Below are 22957 nucleotides of genomic sequence, written 5' to 3'. Positions count from 1 at the left end.
AAGGGCCGCTGCGCAGCCCAGCGGGAGCAAGCTCCCTCGCCACAGGATCGCGCTGCAGCAGATACCTCGAAGTTGAACAAGTCCTCCCCCCAGTTTCCCAGTAAACTCTGCTTCTTTTAGCCGCCCCCCTCTTCACCGCGGCCATTATCTGTTTTCTGGAGTTTGCCTTGCGTCTGTTTCACACCTCCGACTGGCACCTGGGACAAAACCTGCACGGTCAGGAACGCGATTTCGAACACGCCTGTTTCCTCGACTGGCTGCTGCGTCAGCTGACCCACGAAAAACCCGACGTGCTGTTGATCGCCGGCGACATCTTCGACACCGTCAACCCGCCGGTCAAAGCCCAGGAGCGGCTCTACGATTTCATCGTCAGCGCCCATGAACAAAACGCCAACCTGACCATCGTGATGATCGCCGGCAACCACGACTCCGGCTCACGTATCGAATTGCCTGCGCCGCTGATGCGACGCTTGCGCACCCACGCCCTGGGCCGGGTGTTGTGGCTGGACGACGGCCAATTGGATGTCGAGCGCCTGTTGCTGCCGTTGCCCGATGCCAAGGGCAAGGTCAAGGCGTGGTGCCTGGCCCTGCCGTTCCTGCGCCCCGCCGAAGTCACCGGCGCGCAACTGGGCGACGACTACCTGCGGGGTATCGGCCAGGTGCATGAGTGGCTGATCGCCGCGGCCAACAGCAAGCGCAAGAAAGGCCAGGCGCTGATTGCCATCAGCCATGCGCATATGGCCGGCGGTTCGGTGTCCGAGGATTCCGAGCGCAGCCTGATCATCGGCAACGCCGAGGCCCTGCCCGCCAGCCTGTTCGGCCCGAGCATCAGCTACGTCGCCCTCGGTCACTTGCACAAGCCGCAGAAGGTCAACGGTGAAGAGCGCATCCGCTACAGCGGCTCGCCGATCCCGCTGTCATTCTCGGAGATTGGTTACCAGCATCAGATTCTCGACATCACCCTGGACGGCGAAACCCTGGTCAAGGTCGAGCCACGCCTGATTCCCCGGGCCGTCAACCTGCAGCGCCTGGGCCCGGCGCCCCTGGCCGATATCCTGGGGCAACTCAAGGACCTGCCCGACATCGACCTGCTGGCCGACGTCCAGCGCCAACCCTGGCTGGAAGTGCGGGTGCGCCTCGACGAACCGCAGCCCGACCTGCGCCACCAGGTTGAAACCGCGCTGCAAGGCAAGGCCGTGCGCCTGGTACGGATCGCCGCCGAGTACGCCGGCAACGGTGGCGCCGGCAGTGCCGATGACGGCAGCGCGCTGGTGGAACTGGATCAACTCAGCCCGCAGGAACTGTTCAGCCGCGCCTGGCAGGACACCTACGGCAACGAAGTGGACGAACAGACCCTCAAGGACTTTGCCGTGCTGTTGCAAGACGTGCAGATGGAGAACGAGCAGCCATGAAGATTCTCGCCATCCGCCTGAAGAACCTGGCGTCCCTGGCCGGGCCGTTTGAAATTGATTTCACCGCCGAACCCTTGGCCAGTGCCGGCCTGTTCGCCATCACCGGTCCCACTGGCGCCGGCAAGAGCACGCTGCTCGACGCCTTGTGCCTGGCGCTGTTCGGCGCCGTGCCGCGCCTCAACAACACCGGTCGCGATGCCAAGGTGCCGGACGTCGATGGTGAGATTGCCACGGGCGATCCGCGCACGCTGTTGCGCCGAGGCACCGGCGATGGCTTTGCCGAAGTGGATTTTCGCGGCATCGACGGGCGCCGCTACCGGGCCCGCTGGGAAGCCAATCGCGCCCGGGAAAAGGCCGGCGGCAAGTTGCAAGCCAGCCGCCAGAGCCTGCGGGACCTGGACAACGATCAACTGCTGGCGAGCCAGAAAGGCGAATACAAGACCCAGCTCGAAGCCGCCCTGGGCCTGAATTTCGAGCAGTTCACCCGCGCCGTGTTGCTGGCCCAGAGCGAGTTCAGCGCGTTCCTCAAGGCCGATGACAACGACCGCAGCGAACTGCTGGAAAAACTCACCGACACCGCCCTGTATACCCGCCTCGGCCGCCGTGCCTTCGACAAGGCCAAGCAAGCCAAGGACAGCCACCGGCAGTTGCAGGACCAGGCCACCGGTGTCACGCCTTTGGCCCCCGAGGCCCGGGCCGAGCTCGACCAGCGCTTCAACGACGCCCAGCAACAACTCAAGACCCAACAGGCGCAACTCAAGCAACTGGAGCAGCAACACACCTGGCTGCGCGACCTGCGCCAGTTGCAGGACGCACACACCAGCGCCGCCGAACAGTTGCAACAGGCCCAGGCCGATTGGAACGCCCTGGCCGACGAACGCCTGAAACTGACCCGCCTGGAACAACTGGCGCCCCAACGCCATCAGTTCATCCGCCAGACGGAGTTGAGCCGGCAACTCGACCCTTTGGCCGCGCAGATCCAGCAGCTCACCCAGCAGCAAATCGACCTGCACCAACAGCAAGCCGAACTGGAAACAGGCCTGGGCGTCACGCAACTGGCACTGGCTGAGGCTCGACAACAAAGCAGCGACAGCGCGCCGTTATTGCGCCAAGCTTTTGAAGAGCAAAGCACCCTCGCCCGCCTTGTCAGGGACGCCAGCCAGTCCGCCGAGCGCCAGGAACAGGCGCAACAGGCCTGCAGCGAAGGCCAGCGAGCCATCGACACCTTGCTCGATCAGCAAAAACAGGTGGTCGAGCGCTTGCAGCGAATCGCCGGCGAACTTGAACAAAGCACGCACCTGGCACCGCTGAGCGACGCCTGGAACGCCTATCGCGACCGCCTCCAACAACTGATGCTGATCGGCAATCGCCTGAACCAGGGCCAGGCCGAACTCGCCACGCTGGAACAAGGTGCCGCCCGTGCCGCCGAGGAATTGGCCAACCGCCGGCAAGACCTCGAGGTGCTGTACAAGGAAGCCGGCGCCGAACCCGAGGCCGTGGCCGAACAAATCCAATTGCTCGGAACCCTGCTGCAAGACAACCGCAAGCAACTGCGCGCCTTCGAAGACCTGACCCGGCTGTGGGCCAGTCAGCAAGAGCTGGACAAACGGGGGGCCGAGCTTGAGCAACGCCAACAACAAGCGTTGCAGGAGCGTGACCGCCTGGTGCGTGAGGGCGGCGAAGCCAAGGCCGAACTGACCCTCGCCGAACAGACCCTGACCGTGACCCGCGCACTGCTGGAACGCCAGCGCCTGGCCCGCAGCGAAAGCGTCGAACAGCTGCGCGCACAGTTGCAGGACGAGCAGCCCTGCCCGGTGTGTGGCAGCGTCGAGCATCCTTATCATCAGCCCGAAGCCCTGCTGGAAAACCTCGGGCGCTTCGATGAAACCGAAGAGGCCAACGCCCGCAAAGCCGTCGAGCAGCTCAATGAAAAAGTCATCGACCTGCGGGCGCAGTACAGCGGGGTCATCGCCCAGCTCAAGGAACTCAAACAGCAACAGGAACAGCTCGCCAGCCAGCAACAAGGCCTGGCACCCAGCCTGGAAGCTCACCCGCTGTCGGCGCAACTGCTGGCCCAGGACTCGAACAAGCGTGACGCCTGGCTGACCCAACAGAACAGCCAATTGCACCTGCGCATCAGCCAGGACGAACAACGGCAAGCCGCCCTGCTGACTTTGCAGCAGGACGTCGCACGCATGGGCCAGCGCCTGCGCGAAGCCGAAGCCACCAGCCAGCAGGCCTCACAGCACCTGGGCAACCAGCAGCAAGAACTGGCCCGCGATCGTCAGCGCCTGGACGAGGAATTGAACCACTTCAGCACCCTGCTGCCGGCCGACACCTTGCAGGCCTTGCGCAGCGAGCCCGCCGCGACCTTCTTGCAACTGGACCAGCAGATCGCCCAGCGCCTGGAGCAATTGGAGCAGCAGCGCGACGAACTGAGCGAACAACTCCAGCGCCAGCAGACCCTGGAGAAAGAACAGGACCGCCAGCAGACCCGCATTCAGCAACTGGAAGCGTCCCGCCTGCAATTCAACGCCCTGAGCGAGCAACAGCAGGCCTGCCAGGAGAAACTCGCGCAACTGCTCGGCGAACACCCCAGTGCCGAACACTGGCAGCACCAACTCGACCAGCGCCTGGAACAGACCCGGGAGGCCGAGGCGACGGCCAACCAGCAGTTGCAGCAAGTGCGCAACAACCTTGTGCAATTGGCCGCCGAACTCAAGGCCCGCCAGGAGCAGGCGCAAACCCTGGACCACGAACTTCAGGCGCTGGCCACGGGTATCGCGCAGTGGCGCGCCGGCCACCCTGAACTGGACGATGCCGCCCTTGAGGCCCTGCTCAGCCTGGACGAGCAACACGTCGGCCAGTTGCGCCAGCGCTTGCTCAACAGCGAAAAAGCCATCGAACAGGCCCGCGTATTGCTCACCGAACGCGAGCAGCGCCTGCACAACCACCAGGCCCAGCACAACGGCAACCTGGCGCCCGAGCAACTGGCCGAAGCCCTCGTCGAACTGCAAACTCAATTCGCCGCCAGCGAACAGCGTTGCGCCGAACTGCGCGCCGAACAGGCCGAGGACCAGCGCCGACAGAACGCCAATCAGGCCCTGGCCCGGCAGATCGAACAGGCCTACGCCGAGTACCAGCGCTGGGCGCGCCTCGATGCCCTGATCGGCTCGGCCACCGGTGACCGCTTCCGTAAGTTGGCCCAGGCTTACAACCTCGACTTGCTGGTGCATCACGCCAATGCCCAACTGCGACAACTGGTGCGCCGGTACCGGCTCAAGCGCGGCGGCAGCATGCTCGGGTTGCTGGTGATGGACACGGAAATGGGCGATGAACTGCGCTCGGTGCATTCGTTGTCCGGCGGCGAAACCTTTCTGGTCTCCCTCGCCCTGGCCTTGGGCCTGGCCTCGATGGCCTCCAGCACATTGAAGATCGAATCGCTGTTCATCGACGAAGGCTTCGGTAGCCTCGACCCTGAATCGCTGCAACTGGCGATGGACGCCCTCGACGGCTTGCAGGCCCAGGGTCGCAAGGTCGCGGTGATTTCCCACGTGCAGGAAATGCACGAGCGGATCCCGGTGCAGATCCAGGTGCGGCGCCAAGGCAACGGGTTGAGTACGGTGGAGGTGAAATGAGCCGCGCCACGCTCTATTCCTTCCGCCGCTGCCCCTATGCGATGCGCGCGCGCATGGCATTGCGTTACAGCGCGGTCGACGTGGCAATTGTCGAAGTCAGCCTGAAGGCCAAGCCAGCCGAGATGCTCGCCCTCTCCAGCAAAGGCACGGTGCCGGTGCTGCAGGTCGATGGCCGGGTGATCGATGAAAGCCTGGAGATCATGAACTGGGCCTTGGCCCAGCACGATCCGCAAGACTGGAGGCTACGGGACGATGCCGACGGCCAGGCGTTGACGGCGGCGTTGATCGAGGAAAACGACCAGGTGTTCAAACTGCACTTGAATCGCTACAAATACCCCGAACGCCACCCCGAGTACCCGAAGGAGCGTTACCGCCACGAAGGTGAAGCCTTTCTACGCCGCCTGGAGGCATTGCTTGAGCCCCGGCCGTTTCTGGTGGCGGAGCACCAGAGCTTGGCCGATGCGGCGCTGATGCCATTCGTGCGGCAGTTCGCCCATGTCGACCGCGACTGGTTTGCCCAGGCGCCCTATCCCCGGCTGCAGGATTGGTTGCAGAGGTATCTGGAGTCCGAGTTGTTCGTGGCGATCATGGTCAAGTAACTGCTTGCACAAAGCCCTGTGGCGAGGGGATTTATCCCCGTTGGGCTGCGCAGCGGCCCCAAAGCTACCAACCCTGTGTGTCAGGTTGATCAGGTTGCCATTTGAGGGGCTGCTTCGCAGCTCAGCGGGGATAAATCCCCTCGCCACAAAGGCATCATGCAGCCCCGTTACTGAATCAATCAGTCGCTCAGCAAACTCAATAATCGCTCACGCGCCACTTCCAACTCGCCCGCATCCGGTTGGGCCGCCGAAACAATCGGCGTGGAATAGAGAAACAGCAGCATCACTGCCAAACGCATCGCCATGGTGTCGATCCTTATCTGCGAAGGAGTCAATTTATCAGCGTCAAATTTAAACACATGGCCAAGTGATATTACAGCAGGATTTCTTCAGAAACGGCGAAGCCTGCGATCTTTTCTCTTTCACCCGATGTTCAGTGAAGATGAAAAGATCGCAGGCTTCAGTCGTTGCACGAGATTTCAGTGTTGATTCTTGTGGTCCAGCGCCGCATAGAAGTTGGCGCTTTGTTGCAGGTATTTCTCGGTGTAGCTGTGGGTGCGGTTTTTCTTGTCGCTGATCTCGACGCTGGCACTGGCGGGCAGCGCCACGGTGGCAGAGATGGCGGAAGCGGCGATCACGGAGAAGAGATTCAGATTCATGGCGGTAGACCTCGGATTCAGTTGGCTGACTTGCCCGGTTGGGCCGTGGAGCAAACTTACGCGCCGAGGCGTCTCGCCTTGAAATGCTTTGTAATACTAGCGACTATCAGTCTCGTTGATACAACGGTGCAGGCCCCGAAAACCGGGGCCTGCGGTCTATTGACGGACGATGAACTTCAGGTCGCTCGGCGCCTCCATCGGCATTTTCTGCACGGTTTTACCCAGTAGGCCGGTCTTCGGATCACGCTCGACCACCACGATCTGGTTGCTCTTCTGGTTGGCAATCAACAGGAATTTCCCGCTCGGATCGAGGCTGAACTCCCGCGGATGATCGCCTTCCACCGAGCGCCGCTGCAGCTCTTTGAGCGTGCCGGCGGCCGGGTCGATGGCGAACACCAGCACTTCGTTGGTGGTGCCACGGTTGCTGACGTAGAGGAACTTGCCATCCCTGGAAGCATGCAACGCAGCCGCCGCCCTGCCCGGCTGGGGTTTGCCGGCGGCCAGGTCGACCAGTTGGCGCTGGGTAAGGCGACCGTCCTGGTAATCGAACACCGCCACTTGCGCGCTCATTTCCATGGTCAGCCAGGCGTGCTTGCCGTCAGCGCTGAACAGCAGGTGACGCGGGCCGCTGCCAGGTGGCAACTGCACGAAGGCCGGGTCGGCGGCGGTCAGTGGCAGCTCGGGATTGGCCTTGGGGTCGTAGCGGTAGATGAACACCTTGTCCGCCCCCAGGTCGTTGGCGAACACGTACCTGCCATCGGGCGACGACACCGCCGCGTGCACGTGGGCCGACATCTGCCGCTCGGGGTTGACCCGGCTCGGCTGATGACTGCTCAATTGCACCACCGGCGACAGCGTGCCGTCAGCGCCCACCGGCAACACCGCCAGGGTGCCGCCCGGGTCTTCCACCACCGAATAGTTGCTGACCAGCAAATGCCGGCCATCGCCGCTGAGGCTGGAGTGGGTCGGCTCGTTGCCCAGGGATTGCACCTGATTGATCAGGCTGATGGCATGGGTCTTCGGGTCGATGGCGTAGCTGCTGACCTTGCCCACCGGGTCTTTCTGGCCCGGTCCGTTTTCGTTGACCACAAACAGCCGGGTCATGTCCTTGGAAAGGGTCAGCCATGAAGGGTTGTCAGTCTTGATCACTTGCAACGGGTTCGCGTCGATCTGGCCAGTACGGCTGTCGAACTGCAACCGGTAGATACCTTGGCTCTGCCCGGCAGTGTAGGACCCCACCAGCAGTTGATGACGTTCTTCGGTGTCCGCCTGGACGCCCATGGCCCCCAGGCTTCCGGCCATCAACAGCGGCCAGAGACTACGCACTTTCATCTTCGTCGTCCTCATCGTCGTGACCGCCGAATGCCTTTATGCACTCCAGATGGTGATCACCCGAATCACTGGTGATGACCCAGTGATTGCGGGTTGTATCGAAGGTCGCGGCCTGCATCTGCGCCGGTGTGAAACGCCAATGCTCGCGGGTACGACCGTTCATGCACTCGACGTGCAGTTGACCCTGCTCGTCGAGGGAAAAATCGAACGCATGCAGCTTGTCAATGATCAGCATGTCGCAGGTTTCAAGGGTATCGAGCAGGGTGTCGGTTACGGCAGTCATGGTGATCAGTCGGTCATTGGGAAAGTTGCCATGATAACCCAATGTGGGAGTGGGCCTTGGGCCATAAGGTTCGAAAGCGTTTTCGACGGGTAGATCGCCATCGCGAGCAAGCGCTCCCACAGGGGTTCTGTATTGAACATGAATGTTGCGTCTGCCGACGATCAAATGTGGGAGCGAGCTTGCTCGCGATAGCGGTGGAGCAGTGGCGCGGGTACCTGGTTCCTTACCCCACAAGTTCGACGTAGTGAGACTCCCCACCTCCAGTCGCGCCAGACAACCTTGATAACCCCCTCCTGCAAGCACCGAGTCGCAGGGCCAATTGCGTACCTCTCCACAAAGCCGGTAGGAACTCATCCCAGACGATCAAAACACTGGCATCATGCCCTTTTTCCTTGCACTCATGGAGTGACTGTGACGAATCTAAGTGCCGCCCCTGAGTTTGCACCCGCTTCTACTTTATCGCCCTACCGCTTCTTTCCCCGGCTCGGGATGTTTGTGCTGGCCACCCTGATCGTCTTCCTGGCCGCGATGCCCGAGGTCCTTTTCGTCCCCGCGGACATGCAGGCCTACCTGACGTTCACGACCACCTCGGGCATCACCGCGCTCGTTCTCCTCGCCCTCTTCGCCTTGCAATACCGCGCCGATTCGCGCACGCAGTGGCGCGGCCATGCCATTCGCAAACCCCTGCAGTGGGGGGCGATCAGCATTATCGGGACCTACCTGCTTTTTGGGGTCGCCGTCTTCGTGCTCGGGTTGCCGCGTGAGGTGTTCATGGCCGAGCTCCTGGACGGGCTCAACAGTTGGCAGGTTGCGATCAAGATTGCCTCGCTGATCGTGCTGCCGCCCATCGCCGAAGAGCTGTTCTTCCGCCATTACATGCTCCGGCTGTTTCCCTACGAGAACAGCCGTGCCTGGACATGGATCGCGATCATCGTGACCTCAGCCATCTTCGCCGGCATGCACATCCAATACGGGAATTGGATAACCGTCGTGCTGATCTTCGCCTGTGGCGGCGTGTTCGCCGTTGCCAGGGTGGTCAGCGGTGGCCTGCTGGTGCCGGTGCTCCTGCATTCGCTGGCCGAAGTTGTCGCACTGACCACGGACAAGTCTTTCTCGTTGATGGGGCTTTACGGTTGAGCCAGCAGTGCCAGGCCAGCGACCCTCTACGGCTTCACGGCGCCTGAACCTCGGCGTGCGGCAGAGGGATCTCACCTATCTGCGGGTAGTGCATGGTCAAGACCGCCCACCTCAAGCCCTCCACGCCTGGCACGGTGCCCGATGCCTTGGATGAATGCTCGATGTAGCCGGCATATTCCTCAATGTACTGGAGGTGCCTTTCCCAGCGCGCCTGGTCAAAGTTCACGCCAAAGATAATGACGCTGCCCGTTGCTACCTTTTCCGCCTGGGATTTCAGCCGGGTCATGTACCAATAATCTTTGGCGGCACTTTCAAACATCTTGCCCTGGTTGGCATTGGCGAAAGGTGTCTTGAGTTCAATGAAGTGAAAGCGCTTTTCATCCTGGTCGCGAATCCACAAATCGCATTGTTTGGTGAGGATGTCCATCTGCGACCAACGCTGATCGAGCGCCACCTTGTACTCGACGCCAACGTCCGCCAGCTCACGGTCGGGACCACGAAGTCGACGGGCGTGGATCAGCCAGAAATAAAACTCGAACTTCAGCCAGCCCTCGAAACCGTTGGCCAGGGCACTGATGGAGGACGGCAGGTATTTGCGGTCCTCTTCCCACGATTGCATGAATTCGCAGAACGCTGACGCGACGTTTGGGATGCCGGGCATGGATCACTTCCTTGTAATGGCCTAAAGACTGTAGGCATAGTGCCACCACCCTGCCGAGGGCCACAATACCAAGCTATGATTCGCCAACGTCAGCACTTCAAACAAGGTCAACCATGAACACCCACACAGCCTGTCTCGGACTGCTTGCCTTGACGCTCTCCTTCATGGGCGAGCCCGTCCAGGCCTCAACGTGGCAGATCTGCCAGATGGAGCTGCGCATCGTCGAGGTGCTGAAACAACCCTATCCTCAGCTTCAGGCGCAGGTGATGAAAGTCAGGCCGAAGACCTCTTCGGTGGAGTGTCCGGCGCAAGGCTCGTTACTCACCTTCACTCCGGAAACCCCGGACTACCAAGCCACGCTCCCTCGCCGCCAATGGCCCGGGAAAGGACAGTCGGTACAGGTCGACTACCGCTACCTGGATGGCGTCTGTAAGGGCGACGGCAACTCGTATGCGTGTCGTATCAAGCATTACCCGGTGGTGAGTCGGTAAGCAGCCGGCTGAAGACCGTGGAATTTTTCAAGTCAGTGATGGCCTCATCGCGAGCAAGCTCGCTCCCACAGGGGATTGCGGGTGTTCACAGCATTCCGACCTATCACACCCCCTTGTGGGAGCGAGCTTGCTCGCGATGACGTCGGCACATCCAACCTCAATGCAACTCAAGCCAACAGCTCAGTGATCCAACGGACCTGCCGTGTGATGTCGTGCAGTTTCTCTTCGGGCACAGCCTGCCGCGCCTTGGCAAAGCTGGTGAGGGTCTTTTGCTTCTGGCGCAACAGGCGTTGCCACTTGGCCAGGAAAATCGGGGTTCGGGCTTGCATCTGCAGTGGGCCGAAGTACAGCTGCTCGGCGGTGTACGTCACCGGCCCGGCGCGCTCGGCGACGATGATCTCGTAGTAGAAACGGTTTTCCCGCAGCACTTCCTCGCAAAGGATGCGGTAGTCGTTCTCCATCAGCCATTGGCGCAGCGGTTGTTCGCCGCCGTTGGGTTGCAGGATCAGCCGCTCCCGCCCGCTCAGCCGAGCTTTGCCACTGTCCAGGATGTCGCGGATCGTTTCGCCGCCCATGCCACAGAGACTGATCGCCGTGATCTCGTCTTCCGGCTCGATTGCCGCCAGGCCGTCGGCCAGGCGCACGCTGATCCATTGCTCCAGGCCATTCTCGCCCACGGTGCGCTCGGCGGCGCGCAACGGCGTCAACGCCACCTCGCCGGCCACCGCTGTCTCAATAGCGCCACGGCGCAGCAAGGCCACCGGCAGGTAAGCGTGATCCGAGCCGATATCGGCCAGGCGCGCACCCGCCGGCATATGCGCCGCCACGCGCTCCAGGCGCATGGACAAGGTCTGTTCGTTCAACTGCAGTTCCCTGGGTTAATCGTAGAACGGCTCGACCGCCGTCCGACTGCCGACAAAAAAGCTGTCCGCGACCAACCGCAGTGGCTGCAGGTCCATGTCACTGGCTTTGTCGTTGATCAGTTGCTGGAAATGCCGATATACCGCGGCGTACTCACCTTCCTCGGAGACGGCCTGGCGCACGCCATCGATGCTCAACAGCGCACCGCCGTTGTCCAGGCGCAGGACGCCTTCGGCGCAGCGAATCTCGATGCTCCAGAGTTCGTCATGACCATGGTCGAAATCGAACTCCGCACGAATATCGAGGTGACGCGCGTCGGCCATCTTGATGCTGGCGGCAATCGGCGACTGGCAGTTGTCCGGCACGCGCAACTCGGCGGACTCCACGAACAACGGCAACGCCAACAAATGGGTCGCAATCGACAAGGCATTGATGCCCGGATCGAAGACACCCAGGCCACCGGGCTGCCAGATCCACGCCTGGCCGGGGTGCCACTTGCGCACGTCTTCCTTCCAATCGATCTGGACGCTGTGCACGGTGCGACTGGCCAGCCAGTCACGGGCGGCTTCGATGCCCGGGGCGTAACGGGAATGCCAGGCGAACAGGCCGCTGACGTCTTGCTCGCGAACTTGCTCCACCAAGGCCATGGCCTCGCCCAGGGTGGCGCACGGCGGTTTTTCCACCAGGACGTGTTTACCGGCCGCCAGCGCTTGTTGCACCAGGGCAAATCGACCTTGTGGCGGCGTGCAAAACGCAATCGCATCGACGTGCGGGCCGTTTTCGAGCAGCTCGCCCAGGGACCGGAAGTTCTCCACCCCGGCGCAGGGTTGCCCTTGCGTGGCGACCGCCACCAGTTGAAATGCGGGGTTGGCGTGGATGGCTGGAACGTGTTGATCCTGGGCAATCTTGCCGTAGCCCACCAGGCCGAGACGAATCGGTTGCATCGATGACTCCTGATTTTTTGTACTTGTGATCGGGCAGCAAACTAGACGCAAATCGCCTGGCGGACAATGGGGGCCGTGCAGTATCTATCCGATTGTCGAGTTCACGGCGGCAAAGGCATCAGGTACGGCGCTGTTCACGGGCAGCCGTCACGACGTTGGTCACCCGGCCGAAGAAGGGTTCGAGTCGCTCACGGGGCGCATCGTGCTCCACCACCAGGGCGGCGACTTCTTCGCAGGAGGCCACCTGGTAGTGGGCAACGCTGGACAGCTTTTCATTGGTCACCGCCGCGATCACCTGCCCACTTGCCGCGACCACCGCGCGCTTGAACTCCGCGTCGTCCAGGCCGAACGCCGTGACGCCATTGTCGGGATCGATGGCGCAGGCGCCGAGGACACACACGTCGAAACTGAATTGGCGCAATTGCTGGACAGCCGTCAGCCCGATCACACCTCCCGCGTTTGGACTCAAGCGGCCACCCAGCAGGATGACCTCGGCGCTGGGCAGTTTCATCAACTGAACCGCAATCAACGGCGAATTGGTGGTGAGGGTCAATTGCAGGTGCGGATCGATAGCGCAGGCGACGGCCAGGTTGGTCGACCCGGCGTCGATAAACACGTGTTGGCCCGCGCGCAACAATGCAGCGGCCGCTTGGCCGAGGCTGCCCTTGCGCGCCGGGTCTTTACGCACGCGCGCCTCCATCGACCCTTCGGCAGCGGGCAAGAGTATCGCGCCGCCATAAACGCGCTTGCACACCCCCGCCGCTGCCAATGCGCCCAGATCACGCCGGATCGAGTGTTCGGAGACATTGAATTCGCTGGCCAGGTCAGCCGCGATCACCCGGCCATACCGAGCGAGACGCTGGCTGATCAATTGCTGGCGTTCGCCGGGGAACGTTTCGTGAGGAGAAGTCATGATGCTACAACCTGCATAAACGAGCACTAATGATCACAAACGAGCAAATAGTGCCGATTATGCAGCGAGGCGTCAAACCCGCTCGTTCAAGCGGGCTGCCAAACGTTAAAGCTCAAGCGCCCCAGGGACATTCGTGCCCATACCCAAGGGCAGGAAAGGTTGAATCTCGTCGATCTCCTCGGCACTGAGGCGCAGCTGCGAGCCGGCAATCAGCCCATCGACCTGTCCGGGACGGCGAGCACCGACGATGGCGCCGGCCACCACCGGTTTGCGCAGCGCCCAGGCGATGGCGACTGCCGCCGCGCTCACCCCGTGCCGTTCACCAATACCGGCCAAAACCTCGACCAACGCCAGGTTCGCGCTCAAGCGAGGCTCCTGGAAATCCGCGCTTCGGGCCTTTCGCCAATCGTCGTCGGGCAATTGGGCGATGCGCTCACGCGTCATGCTACCGGACAGCAGTCCCGATTGAAGGGTGGAATAGGCCAGGACACCCATTCCGGCCTGCTCGCAAAATGGCAGGACGTCCTCCTCGATGTCCCGCATCAAGGCGGAATAAGGCGGCTGGAGTGAGATGATCTCGGTCACCGCCTGAGCCCGCTTGAGTTGCGCGACATCAAAATTGGAGACGCCGATAGCGCGGATTTTCCCCTGTTCGCGGGCGGTGACCAACGCCGAAAGTGCCTCCTCGATCCCTTCACTGCTACCGTCGGCAGGAAAGGCCGGCCAGTGGATCTGATAAAGGTCGATGGTTTCGACTTGCAGTCGGCGCAAACTTGCCTCGACCTCGGCGAGCAATGATCCAGGCGCCAGCGAGTGTGAAATTGCCTTGGTGACCGGGTCCCAGACCAGACTGCCCTTGGTGAACACCAACGGACGCCGCGAAGCCGGCACCCGGCGCAACAACTGCCCGACCAGTCGCTCGGCATGGCCCAGCCCATAAACCGCCGCCGTATCGATCCAGTTCACCCCGCGCTCGACAGCGTATTCAAGGGCGCCCAGGCTGTCCTCGTCGTCCTGCGCGCCCCAACTGTATTCCCAGCCGGTGCCAGCAATGGCCCAGGTTCCCAGGCCAATGGGCGAAATCAGGAAGTCCGATGATCCAAGACGATTCTTTTGCATAGCCAGTTCTCCACAGATGATGTGGGCAGTATCCGCGAGCGTTCTTATGACGATAAGATGGGTAATCTTATTTGAACTACTGAACAGTATTCATGAGTCAGCACCCCGATCTGTCCGAACTGGACGCCTTTGCCGCCGTCGCTCGCCATCGCAGCTTTCGCAAGGCCGCCGACGAGCGGGGTGTTTCGGCCTCGGCATTGAGCCACGCAATGCGGGCCCTGGAAGCACGCCTGGGTGTCAGGCTGCTCAACCGCACCACGCGCAGCGTGACCCCGACCGAGGCCGGCCACCAGCTATTGGCAACGCTGGCCCCTACCCTGCAGCAGGTTGCCGATGCCTTGACGCAGTTGACCTCGCTGCAGGACGTGCCCGCCGGCAAGCTTCGCCTCAACGTGGCGCGTCCGGCGGCGCGTGCAGTATTTGCGAAAGTACTTGGGCCATTCGTGGCCAGGTATCCGCGCATTCAATTGGACCTGGTCACCGATGATGGCTTGACCGATATCGTGAGCGGCGGTTTTGACGCCGGCGTGCGCTTTGGCGAAAGCCTGGCCGGCGACATGATCGCCGTCCCTGTCGGCCCCCCTCAATCGTTCGTGACCGTGGCCGCGCCAACCTACCTGGCCGCGAAGGGGATTGCCCAGGTTCCACGGGATTTGCTCGACCATGCCTGCATCGCCCGGCGTTTTCCCAGCGGCAAACTCTACGCTTGGGAGTATCAGGCAGAGGGGCAACCGATCCGTTTGTCCGTCACCGGCCCGCTCATGCTTGAAGACGATGCTTTGATGATCCAGGCGGCGAAAGATGGCGCCGGGATTGCCTACGTCTACGAGGAATTGGCGCGCGATGACCTGCGCAGTGGGTATCTCACGGAACTGCTTGCGCAATGGAAAGCGCCGCCGAGCCGGTTTTTTCTCTATTACCCCAGCCGACGCCATGTGCCACCGGCCCTGAAAGCGCTCATCGAGTTCATCCGAGCGGATGATTGGCTAACCTGAAACCGGCAGGCAAAAAAAGCCCCGCGACCGAAGACGGTGCGGGGCAAGGGAATTGGTTGGTTGCGGCCAACCAAAGGAGCACGGTGAAAACGTTTACGGGCCGGTCAGATGCATTCCTGTGCGGCGCGTTCAAAACTCGAAGGCAGGAGGTTGGAGGCCAGCAAGTGCCGCTCGTAGATGAATACCTTGCCGCCGTTGCCGGCCTTGTAGGCTTCCAGCACGTTGTCCGCCGACACCTTGCTCGGCACCACGATGCGGTAGCTGCGCTGGGTCTGCGAGACCATCGGGTTCAAGGCATTGCCCTGCAACTTCGGTACGACGCATTCGGCGTATTGGGCCGGTGTCTTGCTGGTCTGCAAGGTCAGGGTCGGGTCGTTCGGTGCAGAGGCACAACCGGCCAGCAATAACGGGGAAAACGCCAGGGCAAGCAAAAATAAAGGGCGCATGGGTTGGGGGTCCTGAAAATAAAAATACTGGGCTGCGTGTTCAATGGCGCTGATTTTCCAATGATTGCCGGCAAAGCAGAACTTGCATTTGGTAATGGTCACTATTACTCCTAGCAATAGTTGCCAGCCGAGAAAGATTGATGAGGTATAGCCATGAGAACGTTTGATCTGATTCGCGACGCGGTATTGCCCGACTTCCGTGAGCGGGTGGCGGACTACCTGATCCAGTACGAAAGCGTGCTGTTGAGCAGCACCGAACCTGAGCCGGAGCTCAAGCGGGCCACGGCCAATCAATTGCGCGGTTATCTGCGCGGGCTGAACACGATGCGGGTATTGGGCATGGCGGATTGGGAAGAGTTGGATCGGCGGGTGGTGGATACGTGGCTTTAGCGCCCGGCTGGATGCGCCCTGTTCACCAACCGTTGCACCCACGCGGCATCCTCGTCATTGACCACCCCATAGCGGTTCGGCGGTAGAAAATTCCAGTGATGGGCGGCCTCGTCCAGGCGCTTGAGCTCATCGGCAGACATCCAGTACGGCGTCTCCACCAATGGCATCGGCGCACCGTCGAAACGCCTACCCAGTTGCAGGTTCGTGCCCGGGGCGAAAGCAATCGTCAGTTGCTGACGGGGTCGCAGCAGCTTGTCCGGCGCCGGCATTTGCCCTACCCGGCCGTAGCTGAAGTTGCCCGGATATTGCTCCTTGAGCACCAGCCAATGCCCCGCCGCGGTCTTGGCCAGGATCCATTGCGACACACCGCTGTCTTGCACGCATTTCAGTTTGCCGTCGCTCCATTGCATGAGGGTGTTGCAGTCCGGGTCATAGTTGTTGGACCACAGGCTGATGCCGGAGACCAGGGTATGGTGTTCGAGCTCGACCAGCCCTTGGTCGAGCATCGACTGCCAATAGCGCTTGGTCGGGTCGCGTGTATCGCGCAAGAAGTTGTGCAGGATCCACGCAGCCATGAACAGCAAGGTGGCGAACACCAGCCAGCCAAAGGAGGCCCCGACGATCCGGTCAAGGTCAACGCCTGGGACGGATAACCCCTGATAGACCAGCAACCCCAGCAGAAACGCGATGCCCGGCAGCACCGGGCCCAGGCACAACGGTGGCACCAGCACCACGATCCAGCTGAAGCGATGCATGGCCGCGCGCTCACGCGCCCAGGCCTGCTCCTGGGCAAGCATGGGCGCCTGCTCCCGGGGTCCGATGTCAGGATCGGGGGTCTGGAAGCGTGTGAACAGGTTGTAGATGTCATCGCTCATGGATCGGATCATGCCCTTGAAATCATCATGGTCGGGCTCCCCTTCGGGACGCCCTTTGACGCTGAAACAGGCGTATTATCCGGGTAACCCAGCGTCCTGTAGACACACATTCATGCCCATCTCCCAAACTCGCCCTTCACCCGCGCCCTTGCTCAAACCAGGCGAGACAGTGGTCCTGTTCGATGGTGTTTGTAAACTGTGCAATGGCTGGGCGAGGTTCCTGATCCGCCACGACCGCGACCGACGCGTGCGGTTAGCCTCCGTCCAGTCGCCCGAAGGACAAGCCTTGCTTGCCTGGGCAGGCTTACCCTTGCAGCAGTTCGACACCATGGCAGTGGTTCGTGATCGGCATTACTGGGTGCGTTCGGATGCGATTTTTGAAGTCGTAGCCCTGCTGCCTTGGGCCTGGCGCCCGGTGAAACTGCTGCGCTACGTCCCCCGCATGCTTCGGGACTGGGCCTATGATCGCATTGCCCTGAATCGTTATCGGCTGTTTGGCAAACACGACATATGCCTGTTGCCGAACGCGGATCATGAACGGCGTTTCTTGAAAATGTCCACGCCTGGGACCAACCCGCTGGAACGGGTCGATACTTAACCCAGCAATAGCTCGATCCACTGACGTGGCGTCATCTTCGTCACCATGATCAGCACGATGACAAACATCCCCAAAAAGCCCAGAACCCCCATCCAGAACCACTTCTGATACACGGATGAGTATCGATCATCGAGCGTCCGCCCATCCCCCACCGCGCTCGACGCCATTACGTATAAGCGCTTCTGGAGCACCAGCACCGGAAGCCAGAGCGCGCCCACGCAAAAGAAGATGATCAGCGACGTCATGATCCATTCAGTGATCAGGGGGAGTCCGGCCAGCCTCATTAGCAGATAACCCGTTACTATCTGAATAAAACCCGCCGGCGTGGTAATCCAGGTGTCGAATCGGACGACCGTCCTGGCCACATGGGCAATGACTTGCGGGTTGGCGGTGCGGCTGGCGGCGATCAGGTAGAGGTATGACCCCATGCCGAAGCCGAACAGGAAAATGGCCGCGATCACATGGATGTACTTCACGCACAGATAGAGCATGGTCAACCCTGCCCGTCAGAGAAATGCACGGACAGGCTGAGGTTTTGTGGATCGTTGATGGCGGCCATGTATTCGTCGACGGTGATTTCACCCACACAGGCCCGAGCACCGGGCTCGGGCAGATACCCTTGGGCAACTTTTGCCGCCAAAGCAACGGCTGCACAGCTGGGAATTTCCGGCCCTTTGTCGTTCATGGCGCAGAGCTGGACGTTCAACGACAGCGGCTCGTCATCGGCACCGATGCCATGGACGTCGATGTACATTGCGCTTTTGCCATCGCCAAATCGTTCGAACCAGAGCCCCCATCGATGAAGCCTGGCCGCCCAAGGGACATGGTCACGCACCATCCCCATCCTCATTGCCCAGGCCAGCAGGTAGTTGGCAATGCCGCCGAGCTTCAGACCAGCGCCGGCCTTGAAGCTCAGGGTCTGGGCACCATAGCGGCCGGCGAAGATATCCATGTCCGGCACGTCGACATTGGCCAATACCCGGGTGCCCATAGAGTGCATTCTGCGAAGCGTCAGATCCTGCCATCCCAGGACCTCATGCACTCGGCCATTCCTGAGTTGCTTGATCGGCTTACCCGCATAAGCGAGAACGCCTTCGACGGTGGATAACCCCGGCATCTTGGCCGAAGAGGAAATCCCATGCTCGATCGTGTCAATGCGTTTAAAACGATGCCGCTGCTGATCGATGAGGGCGGCCGAGAGCGTCGGCACTGAGCTGCAACCACTGAGGATCGCCACGCCTGCCTGTTTTGCCCGGGCGTCGAGTGCGCCAATGCCGGTGACAAAGGCCCTGGAATCGGACAGGTCACAGTAGTTCACGCCCGCGTCGATGCAGCTCTCGGCGACTGCATAGGATTGCCCTTGAAAGGGGCCGCCGGTATGAATGACCCATTGGATGTTCATCAAGCCAAGGACGGATTTGAAGCCTGGCCCCATGGCATCGCCGCACCAACTTTCACACACAGTGCCCGATTGAGCGTTCAACTCATCGACTTTGCGCTGCAGTTTTCGAGCGTCACGCCCCGAAATCACCAGTTCTACACCTGGCATCACCACCAGATGCCTGGAAACGATACTGCCGAAATTTCCATACCCACCGACCACCATGACCCTGAGCGTCATTCCATCCGTCCCTAAATATTCGATGAACCCCGCAACCTTGCCACAAGGAAGACGCGGTGGTGTACCCCTTGTGGAGGCGGGTCACTGTCCCTCGCCACAGGAGCGGTTCGATGGTGGGTCAGTGAGTGGCCGTATTTGTCCCCTGCTGGTACTCCCGGGGCGTGCAGCCGAATTCGCGGCGGAACACGGTGTGCAGGTATTGCGCCGATTTGAAGCCGCAATTCTGGGCGATGTCGGCAATCGGCGCGTTGGTGTTTTCCAGTCCGTTGGCGGCGGCGGCCAGTTTGAAGCGCAGGATTTCGTCGTGGACGCTACAACCCCGCTCCTTGCGAAAATGCGCCTCCAGCGATGAACGCGATACCCCTACATAAGCCGCCACTTGGGCCGTCTTGATGCCCTGGCAGGCGTATTGGCGGATGAAGAGCAGTGCCTGCATGACATAAGGGTTGCCCAACGGTTGATGCAGGCTCGATACCTGCACATTGATCGCATCCGGCGGGACCAGAATCTGCGTGCCCGTGGACGGCATGCCGTGCAGCATCTGATGGAGCAGGCGTGCGGCGGTGCGGCCCATGGTCTCGGTGCCTTGGATCACCGAGCTCAATGGCACCCGCGTCAGGCTGCGGGTCAGGGGATCGTTGTCGATGCCGATCAACGCCACTTGCTCCGGCACGGCGATCCCGGCTGTCAGGCAAGCTTGCAGCAGTTGCCGGGCGCGGGCGTCGCTGACGGCGATGATGCCGATAGGTTTGGGCAGGCTTTGCAGCCAGGCGATCTGCTGTTCGACGGCGCTGTCCCAGAGCGGTGCGCTGGTGCCCATGCCACGATAGACCTCGGCGTGCAGGCCATCGCGCTGCACCAGCCGGCGAAAGGCTTTCTCCCGTTCCTGGGCCCAGCGATTGGCTTGTGCTTCAGGCAGGCTGAAACAGGCGAAACGGGTCAGCCCGGCCTCGATCAGGTGCTCATAGGCCAATTTCATCAATGCATCATTGTCGGTGGCGACGTAGGGAATGCCCTTCGGGTAGGCGCGTTCATCCTGATAGGAACCGCCCACCGCCACCACCGGCAGCTTGATCCCGGCCAGCGCCTCGCCGATCAGCGGGTCGTCGAAATCGGCAATGATCCCGTCGCCCTGCCAGCGCTCGATGCCTTTCAAACGGCAGAGAAAATCTTCCTCGAGAAACAAGTCCCAGGACGCACGCGTGCTGCTCAGATAGTTGCCGATACCACTGATGATGCCGCGGTCGTAGATCTTGCTGCCATTGAACAGCAACGCAATGCGGTGAACGGGCGGGACGGTTTTCATTGGTTTAACCCTGTGCCGGTCGACACAGACTAGGCGCGCGGACAGCGAATCTCAATACTCAAAATCGAACTGCCCGTTGGTGATTTTCATAATCAGCAGCCACGGGGCCGGCGTTAGTATCGGGACACCGCCAAGAATAAAAAGGAAACCCGCTCATGCCGTACTTCCCCGGTGTCGACAAGATTCGCTATGAAGGCCCCACCAGCGATTCGTCGCTTGCCTTCCGTCACTACGACGCCAACAAGTTGGTGCTCGGTAAACCCATGCGCGAGCACCTGCGCATGGCGGTCTGCTACTGGCACACCTTCGTCTGGCCGGGGTCGGATGTGTTCGGTGCCGGTACCTTCAAGCGCCCATGGCAGCACGCCGGGGATCCGATGGAAGTGGCCATCGGCAAGGCCGAAGCGGCCTTTGAGTTCTTCTCCAAGCTGGGCATCGACTACTACTGCTTCCACGACACCGACGTCGCCCCGGAAGGCAATTCGCTGAAGGAGTACCGCAACCACTTCGCCCAGATGGTCGACCACCTGGAGCGCCATCAGGAACAGACCGGGATCAAGCTGCTGTGGGGCACCGCCAACTGCTTCAGCAACCCGCGCTTTGCCGCAGGCGCCGCCAGTAACCCCGATCCGGAAGTGTTCGCCTGCGCCGCCGCGCAAGTGTTCAGCGCGATGAACGCCACCCAACGCCTCAAGGGCGCCAACTACGTGTTGTGGGGCGGTCGTGAAGGCTACGAAACCCTGCTCAATACCGACTTGAAACAAGAGCGCGAACAGTTGGGCCGCTTCATGCGCATGGTGGTCGAGCACAAGCACAAGATCGGCTTCAAGGGCGACCTGCTGATCGAACCCAAGCCCCAGGAGCCGACCAAGCACCAATACGATTACGACAGCGCCACGGTGTTCGGCTTCCTGCAGCAGTTCGGCCTGGAGAACGAGATCAAGGTCAACATCGAAGCCAACCACGCCACCCTGGCCGGCCACAGCTTCCATCACGAGATCGCCACGGCTGTCTCCCTGGGCATTTTCGGCAGCATCGACGCCAACCGCGGCGATCCGCAGAACGGCTGGGACACCGACCAGTTCCCCAACAGCGTCGAGGAAATGACCCTGGCCACCTATGAAATCCTCAAGGCCGGGGGCTTCGGCAATGGCGGGTTCAACTTCGACTCCAAGGTTCGGCGCCAGAGCGTGGACGATATCGATCTGTTCCACGGCCATGTCGCCGCCATGGACGTCCTCGCCCTCGCCCTGGAGCGCGCGGCAGCCATGGTGCAGAACGATCAGTTGCAACAATTCAAGGACCAGCGCTACGCCGGCTGGCAGAAGCCGTTTGGCAAGGCAGTGATAGCTGGCGACTTCAGCCTTGAATCGCTGGCCGAGCACGCCTTTACCAACGAGCTCAATCCCCAGGCCGTCAGCGGTCGCCAGGAAATGCTCGAAAACGTGGTCAATCGGTTTATCTACCCCTGACAACGGGGCGCCGTTCGGGGCACAGGGGCTGTTACATTCTCGCGACAAATCTGTGCCCACGGCGCCCTACAACGCTCTACAGTTCTACCCGGTATCACGCTCATCGTCAGGCAGTGTCTTTCAAACAACAATAAAAGGACGCACTACATGAAAACATTCAAACGTACCCTGCTCGCCGGCGCCCTCGCCCTGCTCTCGCTTCCGGTCATGGCCGATGCGGCCCATCCGAAAATCGGTTTTTCCATCGATGACCTGCGCCTGGAGCGCTGGTCGCGGGACCGTGACTACTTCGTCGCGGCGGCGGAAAAACTCGACGCCAAGGTCTTCGTCCAATCCGCCGATGCCAACGAGCAGAAGCAGATCTCGCAGATCGAAAACCTGATCTCCCGTGGTGTCGATGTGATCGTCATCGTGCCGTTCAACGCCACCGTGCTGACCAACGCCGTCGCCGAAGCCAAGAAGGCCGGGATCAAGGTGGTGTCCTACGACCGACTGATCCTCAACGCCGACATCGACGCCTACATTTCCTTCGATAACGAAAAGGTCGGCGAGATGCAGGCCAGCGGCGTGCTGAAAGCCGCGCCCAAGGGCAACTACTTCCTGCTCGGTGGCGCGCCCACGGACAACAACGCCAAGGTCCTGCGCGAAGGCCAGATGAAAGTGCTGCAACCAGCCATCGACAAGGGTGACATCAAGATTGTCGGCCAGCAGTGGGTGAAGGAATGGAACCCCACCGAAGCGCTGAGCATCGTGGAAAACGCCCTAACCCGGAACAACAACAAAATCGATGGCATCGTCGCCTCCAACGACGCCACCGCCGGCGGCGCCATCCAGGCCCTGGCAGCACAGAAGATGGCCGGCAAGGTGCCGATCTCGGGCCAGGACGCCGACCTCGCGGCGGTCAAGCGCGTGATCGATGGCACCCAGACCATGACCGTCTACAAGCCGCTGAAACTGATTGCCACCGAAGCCGCCAAGCTCTCGGTGCAACTGGCGCGTAACGAGAAACCGACCTTCAGCTCGCAATACGACAATGGCAGCAAGAAAGTCGACACCATCCTGCTCACCCCTACTCCGTTGACCAAGGACAACATCGACCTGCTGGAAAAGGACGGGTTCTATACCAAGGCGCAGATCGCCGGGCAGTGACTTGGGGGCAACCCCGGAGACCTGTGGGAGCGGGCTTGCTCGCGAAAGCGGTGCAC

General features: G+C 61.2%; 24 protein-coding genes. 10 read left to right on the top strand and 14 right to left on the bottom strand.

Annotated elements, in window-relative coordinates:
• Positions 1-167: 167 nt before the first annotated feature.
• The 3 genes from PSH84_RS17180 to PSH84_RS17170 are packed head-to-tail and all read left to right on the top strand — an operon-like array spanning position 168 to position 5649.
• Positions 168-1412, top strand: a complete 1245-nt coding sequence (locus tag PSH84_RS17180) for an exonuclease SbcCD subunit D C-terminal domain-containing protein (RefSeq protein WP_122566396.1) — start codon at positions 168-170, stop codon at positions 1410-1412.
• Positions 1409-5050 (top strand): AAA family ATPase, encoded by a 3642-nt coding sequence (locus PSH84_RS17175; RefSeq protein WP_305470685.1) that lies wholly within the window; start codon positions 1409-1411, stop codon positions 5048-5050. The genes PSH84_RS17180 and PSH84_RS17175 overlap by 4 nt, the downstream gene beginning before the upstream one ends.
• A complete protein-coding gene (locus tag PSH84_RS17170; RefSeq protein ID WP_305481429.1) occupies positions 5047-5649 on the top strand; it encodes a glutathione S-transferase in 603 nt (200 codons plus the stop codon). Before PSH84_RS17175 ends, PSH84_RS17170 begins: the two co-directional genes overlap by 4 nt.
• 179 nt (positions 5650-5828) lie before the next feature.
• Here PSH84_RS17170 and PSH84_RS17165 read toward each other — a convergent pair whose 3' ends face one another.
• From PSH84_RS17165 to PSH84_RS17150, 4 genes are all read right to left on the bottom strand, one after another.
• The gene (locus PSH84_RS17165) at positions 5829-5954 is read right to left on the bottom strand and encodes a hypothetical protein (RefSeq protein ID WP_256587218.1); all 126 of its coding nucleotides are present in this window, start codon (positions 5952-5954) and stop codon (positions 5829-5831) included.
• A gap of 174 nt (positions 5955-6128) precedes the next feature.
• Positions 6129-6308, bottom strand: coding sequence for a hypothetical protein (locus PSH84_RS17160; RefSeq protein ID WP_122566393.1), 180 nt, complete (start codon positions 6306-6308; stop codon positions 6129-6131).
• Between the two features lie 156 nt (positions 6309-6464).
• Complete coding sequence (locus PSH84_RS17155; RefSeq protein ID WP_305481428.1) at positions 6465-7640, bottom strand: lactonase family protein; 1176 nt, start codon at positions 7638-7640, stop codon at positions 6465-6467.
• A complete protein-coding gene (locus tag PSH84_RS17150; protein ID WP_305481427.1) occupies positions 7627-7965 on the bottom strand; it encodes a DUF5629 family protein in 339 nt (112 codons plus the stop codon). The genes PSH84_RS17155 and PSH84_RS17150 overlap by 14 nt, the downstream gene beginning before the upstream one ends.
• Positions 7966-8334: 369 nt before the next feature.
• Between PSH84_RS17150 and PSH84_RS17145 the strand changes: the two genes are divergently transcribed.
• On the top strand, positions 8335-9060 hold the full coding sequence (locus PSH84_RS17145) for a CPBP family intramembrane glutamic endopeptidase (RefSeq protein WP_305481426.1): 726 nt from the start codon (positions 8335-8337) through the stop codon (positions 9058-9060).
• Positions 9061-9094: 34 nt separating this feature from the next.
• Here PSH84_RS17145 and PSH84_RS17140 read toward each other — a convergent pair whose 3' ends face one another.
• Positions 9095-9721, bottom strand: coding sequence for a hypothetical protein (locus PSH84_RS17140; RefSeq protein WP_305481425.1), 627 nt, complete (start codon positions 9719-9721; stop codon positions 9095-9097).
• A 113-nt stretch (positions 9722-9834) separates the two neighbouring features.
• Here PSH84_RS17140 and PSH84_RS17135 point away from each other — a divergent pair, with 113 nt between their 5' ends.
• A complete protein-coding gene (locus tag PSH84_RS17135; RefSeq protein ID WP_122566389.1) occupies positions 9835-10212 on the top strand; it encodes a hypothetical protein in 378 nt (125 codons plus the stop codon).
• A gap of 167 nt (positions 10213-10379) precedes the next feature.
• Here PSH84_RS17135 and PSH84_RS17130 read toward each other — a convergent pair whose 3' ends face one another.
• The 4 genes from PSH84_RS17130 to PSH84_RS17115 form a co-directional block, all read right to left on the bottom strand.
• Positions 10380-11075 carry a tRNA (adenine(22)-N(1))-methyltransferase gene (locus PSH84_RS17130; RefSeq protein ID WP_305470677.1) on the bottom strand — a complete coding sequence of 232 codons (696 nt, stop codon included), beginning with the start codon at positions 11073-11075 and terminating at the stop codon, positions 10380-10382.
• A gap of 15 nt (positions 11076-11090) precedes the next feature.
• Complete coding sequence (locus tag PSH84_RS17125; RefSeq protein ID WP_122566387.1) at positions 11091-12017, bottom strand: Gfo/Idh/MocA family protein; 927 nt, start codon at positions 12015-12017, stop codon at positions 11091-11093.
• A 118-nt stretch (positions 12018-12135) separates the two neighbouring features.
• Complete coding sequence (locus tag PSH84_RS17120; protein WP_305481424.1) at positions 12136-12930, bottom strand: DeoR/GlpR family DNA-binding transcription regulator; 795 nt, start codon at positions 12928-12930, stop codon at positions 12136-12138.
• Between the two features lie 105 nt (positions 12931-13035).
• Positions 13036-14049 carry an aldo/keto reductase gene (locus PSH84_RS17115; protein WP_305481423.1) on the bottom strand — a complete coding sequence of 338 codons (1014 nt, stop codon included), beginning with the start codon at positions 14047-14049 and terminating at the stop codon, positions 13036-13038.
• Positions 14050-14141: 92 nt separating this feature from the next.
• On the opposite strand from PSH84_RS17115, the gene PSH84_RS17110 reads away from it, so the two are divergent.
• Positions 14142-15044: a LysR family transcriptional regulator gene (locus PSH84_RS17110; protein ID WP_305470674.1), complete on the top strand. Its 903-nt coding sequence runs from the start codon at positions 14142-14144 to the stop codon at positions 15042-15044.
• Between the two features lie 104 nt (positions 15045-15148).
• Here PSH84_RS17110 and PSH84_RS17105 read toward each other — a convergent pair whose 3' ends face one another.
• Positions 15149-15490, bottom strand: a complete 342-nt coding sequence (locus PSH84_RS17105) for a hypothetical protein (RefSeq protein WP_122566518.1) — start codon at positions 15488-15490, stop codon at positions 15149-15151.
• A gap of 153 nt (positions 15491-15643) precedes the next feature.
• Here PSH84_RS17105 and PSH84_RS17100 point away from each other — a divergent pair, with 153 nt between their 5' ends.
• Positions 15644-15880: a hypothetical protein gene (locus PSH84_RS17100; RefSeq protein ID WP_122566383.1), complete on the top strand. Its 237-nt coding sequence runs from the start codon at positions 15644-15646 to the stop codon at positions 15878-15880.
• Here PSH84_RS17100 and PSH84_RS17095 read toward each other — a convergent pair.
• Positions 15877-16755: a hypothetical protein gene (locus tag PSH84_RS17095; protein WP_305481422.1), complete on the bottom strand. Its 879-nt coding sequence runs from the start codon at positions 16753-16755 to the stop codon at positions 15877-15879. The genes PSH84_RS17100 and PSH84_RS17095 overlap by 4 nt on opposite strands.
• 112 nt (positions 16756-16867) lie before the next feature.
• Between PSH84_RS17095 and PSH84_RS17090 the strand changes: the two genes are divergently transcribed.
• The gene (locus tag PSH84_RS17090; protein WP_122566381.1) at positions 16868-17353 is read left to right on the top strand and encodes a thiol-disulfide oxidoreductase DCC family protein; all 486 of its coding nucleotides are present in this window, start codon (positions 16868-16870) and stop codon (positions 17351-17353) included.
• On the opposite strand, the gene PSH84_RS17085 is transcribed toward PSH84_RS17090, so the two are convergent.
• The 3 genes from PSH84_RS17085 to PSH84_RS17075 form a co-directional block, all read right to left on the bottom strand.
• A complete protein-coding gene (locus PSH84_RS17085) occupies positions 17350-17844 on the bottom strand; it encodes a DUF2269 family protein (protein WP_122566380.1) in 495 nt (164 codons plus the stop codon). The genes PSH84_RS17090 and PSH84_RS17085 overlap by 4 nt on opposite strands.
• A gap of 2 nt (positions 17845-17846) precedes the next feature.
• The gene (locus PSH84_RS17080; RefSeq protein WP_305470669.1) at positions 17847-18974 is read right to left on the bottom strand and encodes a saccharopine dehydrogenase NADP-binding domain-containing protein; all 1128 of its coding nucleotides are present in this window, start codon (positions 18972-18974) and stop codon (positions 17847-17849) included.
• Between the two features lie 118 nt (positions 18975-19092).
• A complete protein-coding gene (locus PSH84_RS17075; RefSeq protein ID WP_122566378.1) occupies positions 19093-20280 on the bottom strand; it encodes a XylR family transcriptional regulator in 1188 nt (395 codons plus the stop codon).
• Positions 20281-20435: 155 nt separating this feature from the next.
• Here PSH84_RS17075 and xylA point away from each other — a divergent pair, with 155 nt between their 5' ends.
• Both xylA and xylF read left to right on the top strand, forming a co-directional pair.
• Positions 20436-21752 carry a xylose isomerase gene (xylA, locus tag PSH84_RS17070; RefSeq protein WP_122566377.1) on the top strand — a complete coding sequence of 439 codons (1317 nt, stop codon included), beginning with the start codon at positions 20436-20438 and terminating at the stop codon, positions 21750-21752.
• Between the two features lie 147 nt (positions 21753-21899).
• Entirely contained in the window at positions 21900-22901 is a 1002-nt protein-coding gene (xylF, locus tag PSH84_RS17065) for a D-xylose ABC transporter substrate-binding protein (protein WP_122566376.1), read from the top strand.
• Positions 22902-22957 lie beyond the last annotated feature (56 nt).

Source organism: Pseudomonas beijingensis (genome assembly GCF_030687295.1).
GTDB lineage: Bacteria > Pseudomonadota > Gammaproteobacteria > Pseudomonadales > Pseudomonadaceae > Aquipseudomonas > Aquipseudomonas beijingensis.
The sequence above is the reverse complement of the archived record's forward strand: the minus strand, read 5'-3'. Positions and strand labels throughout refer to the sequence as shown.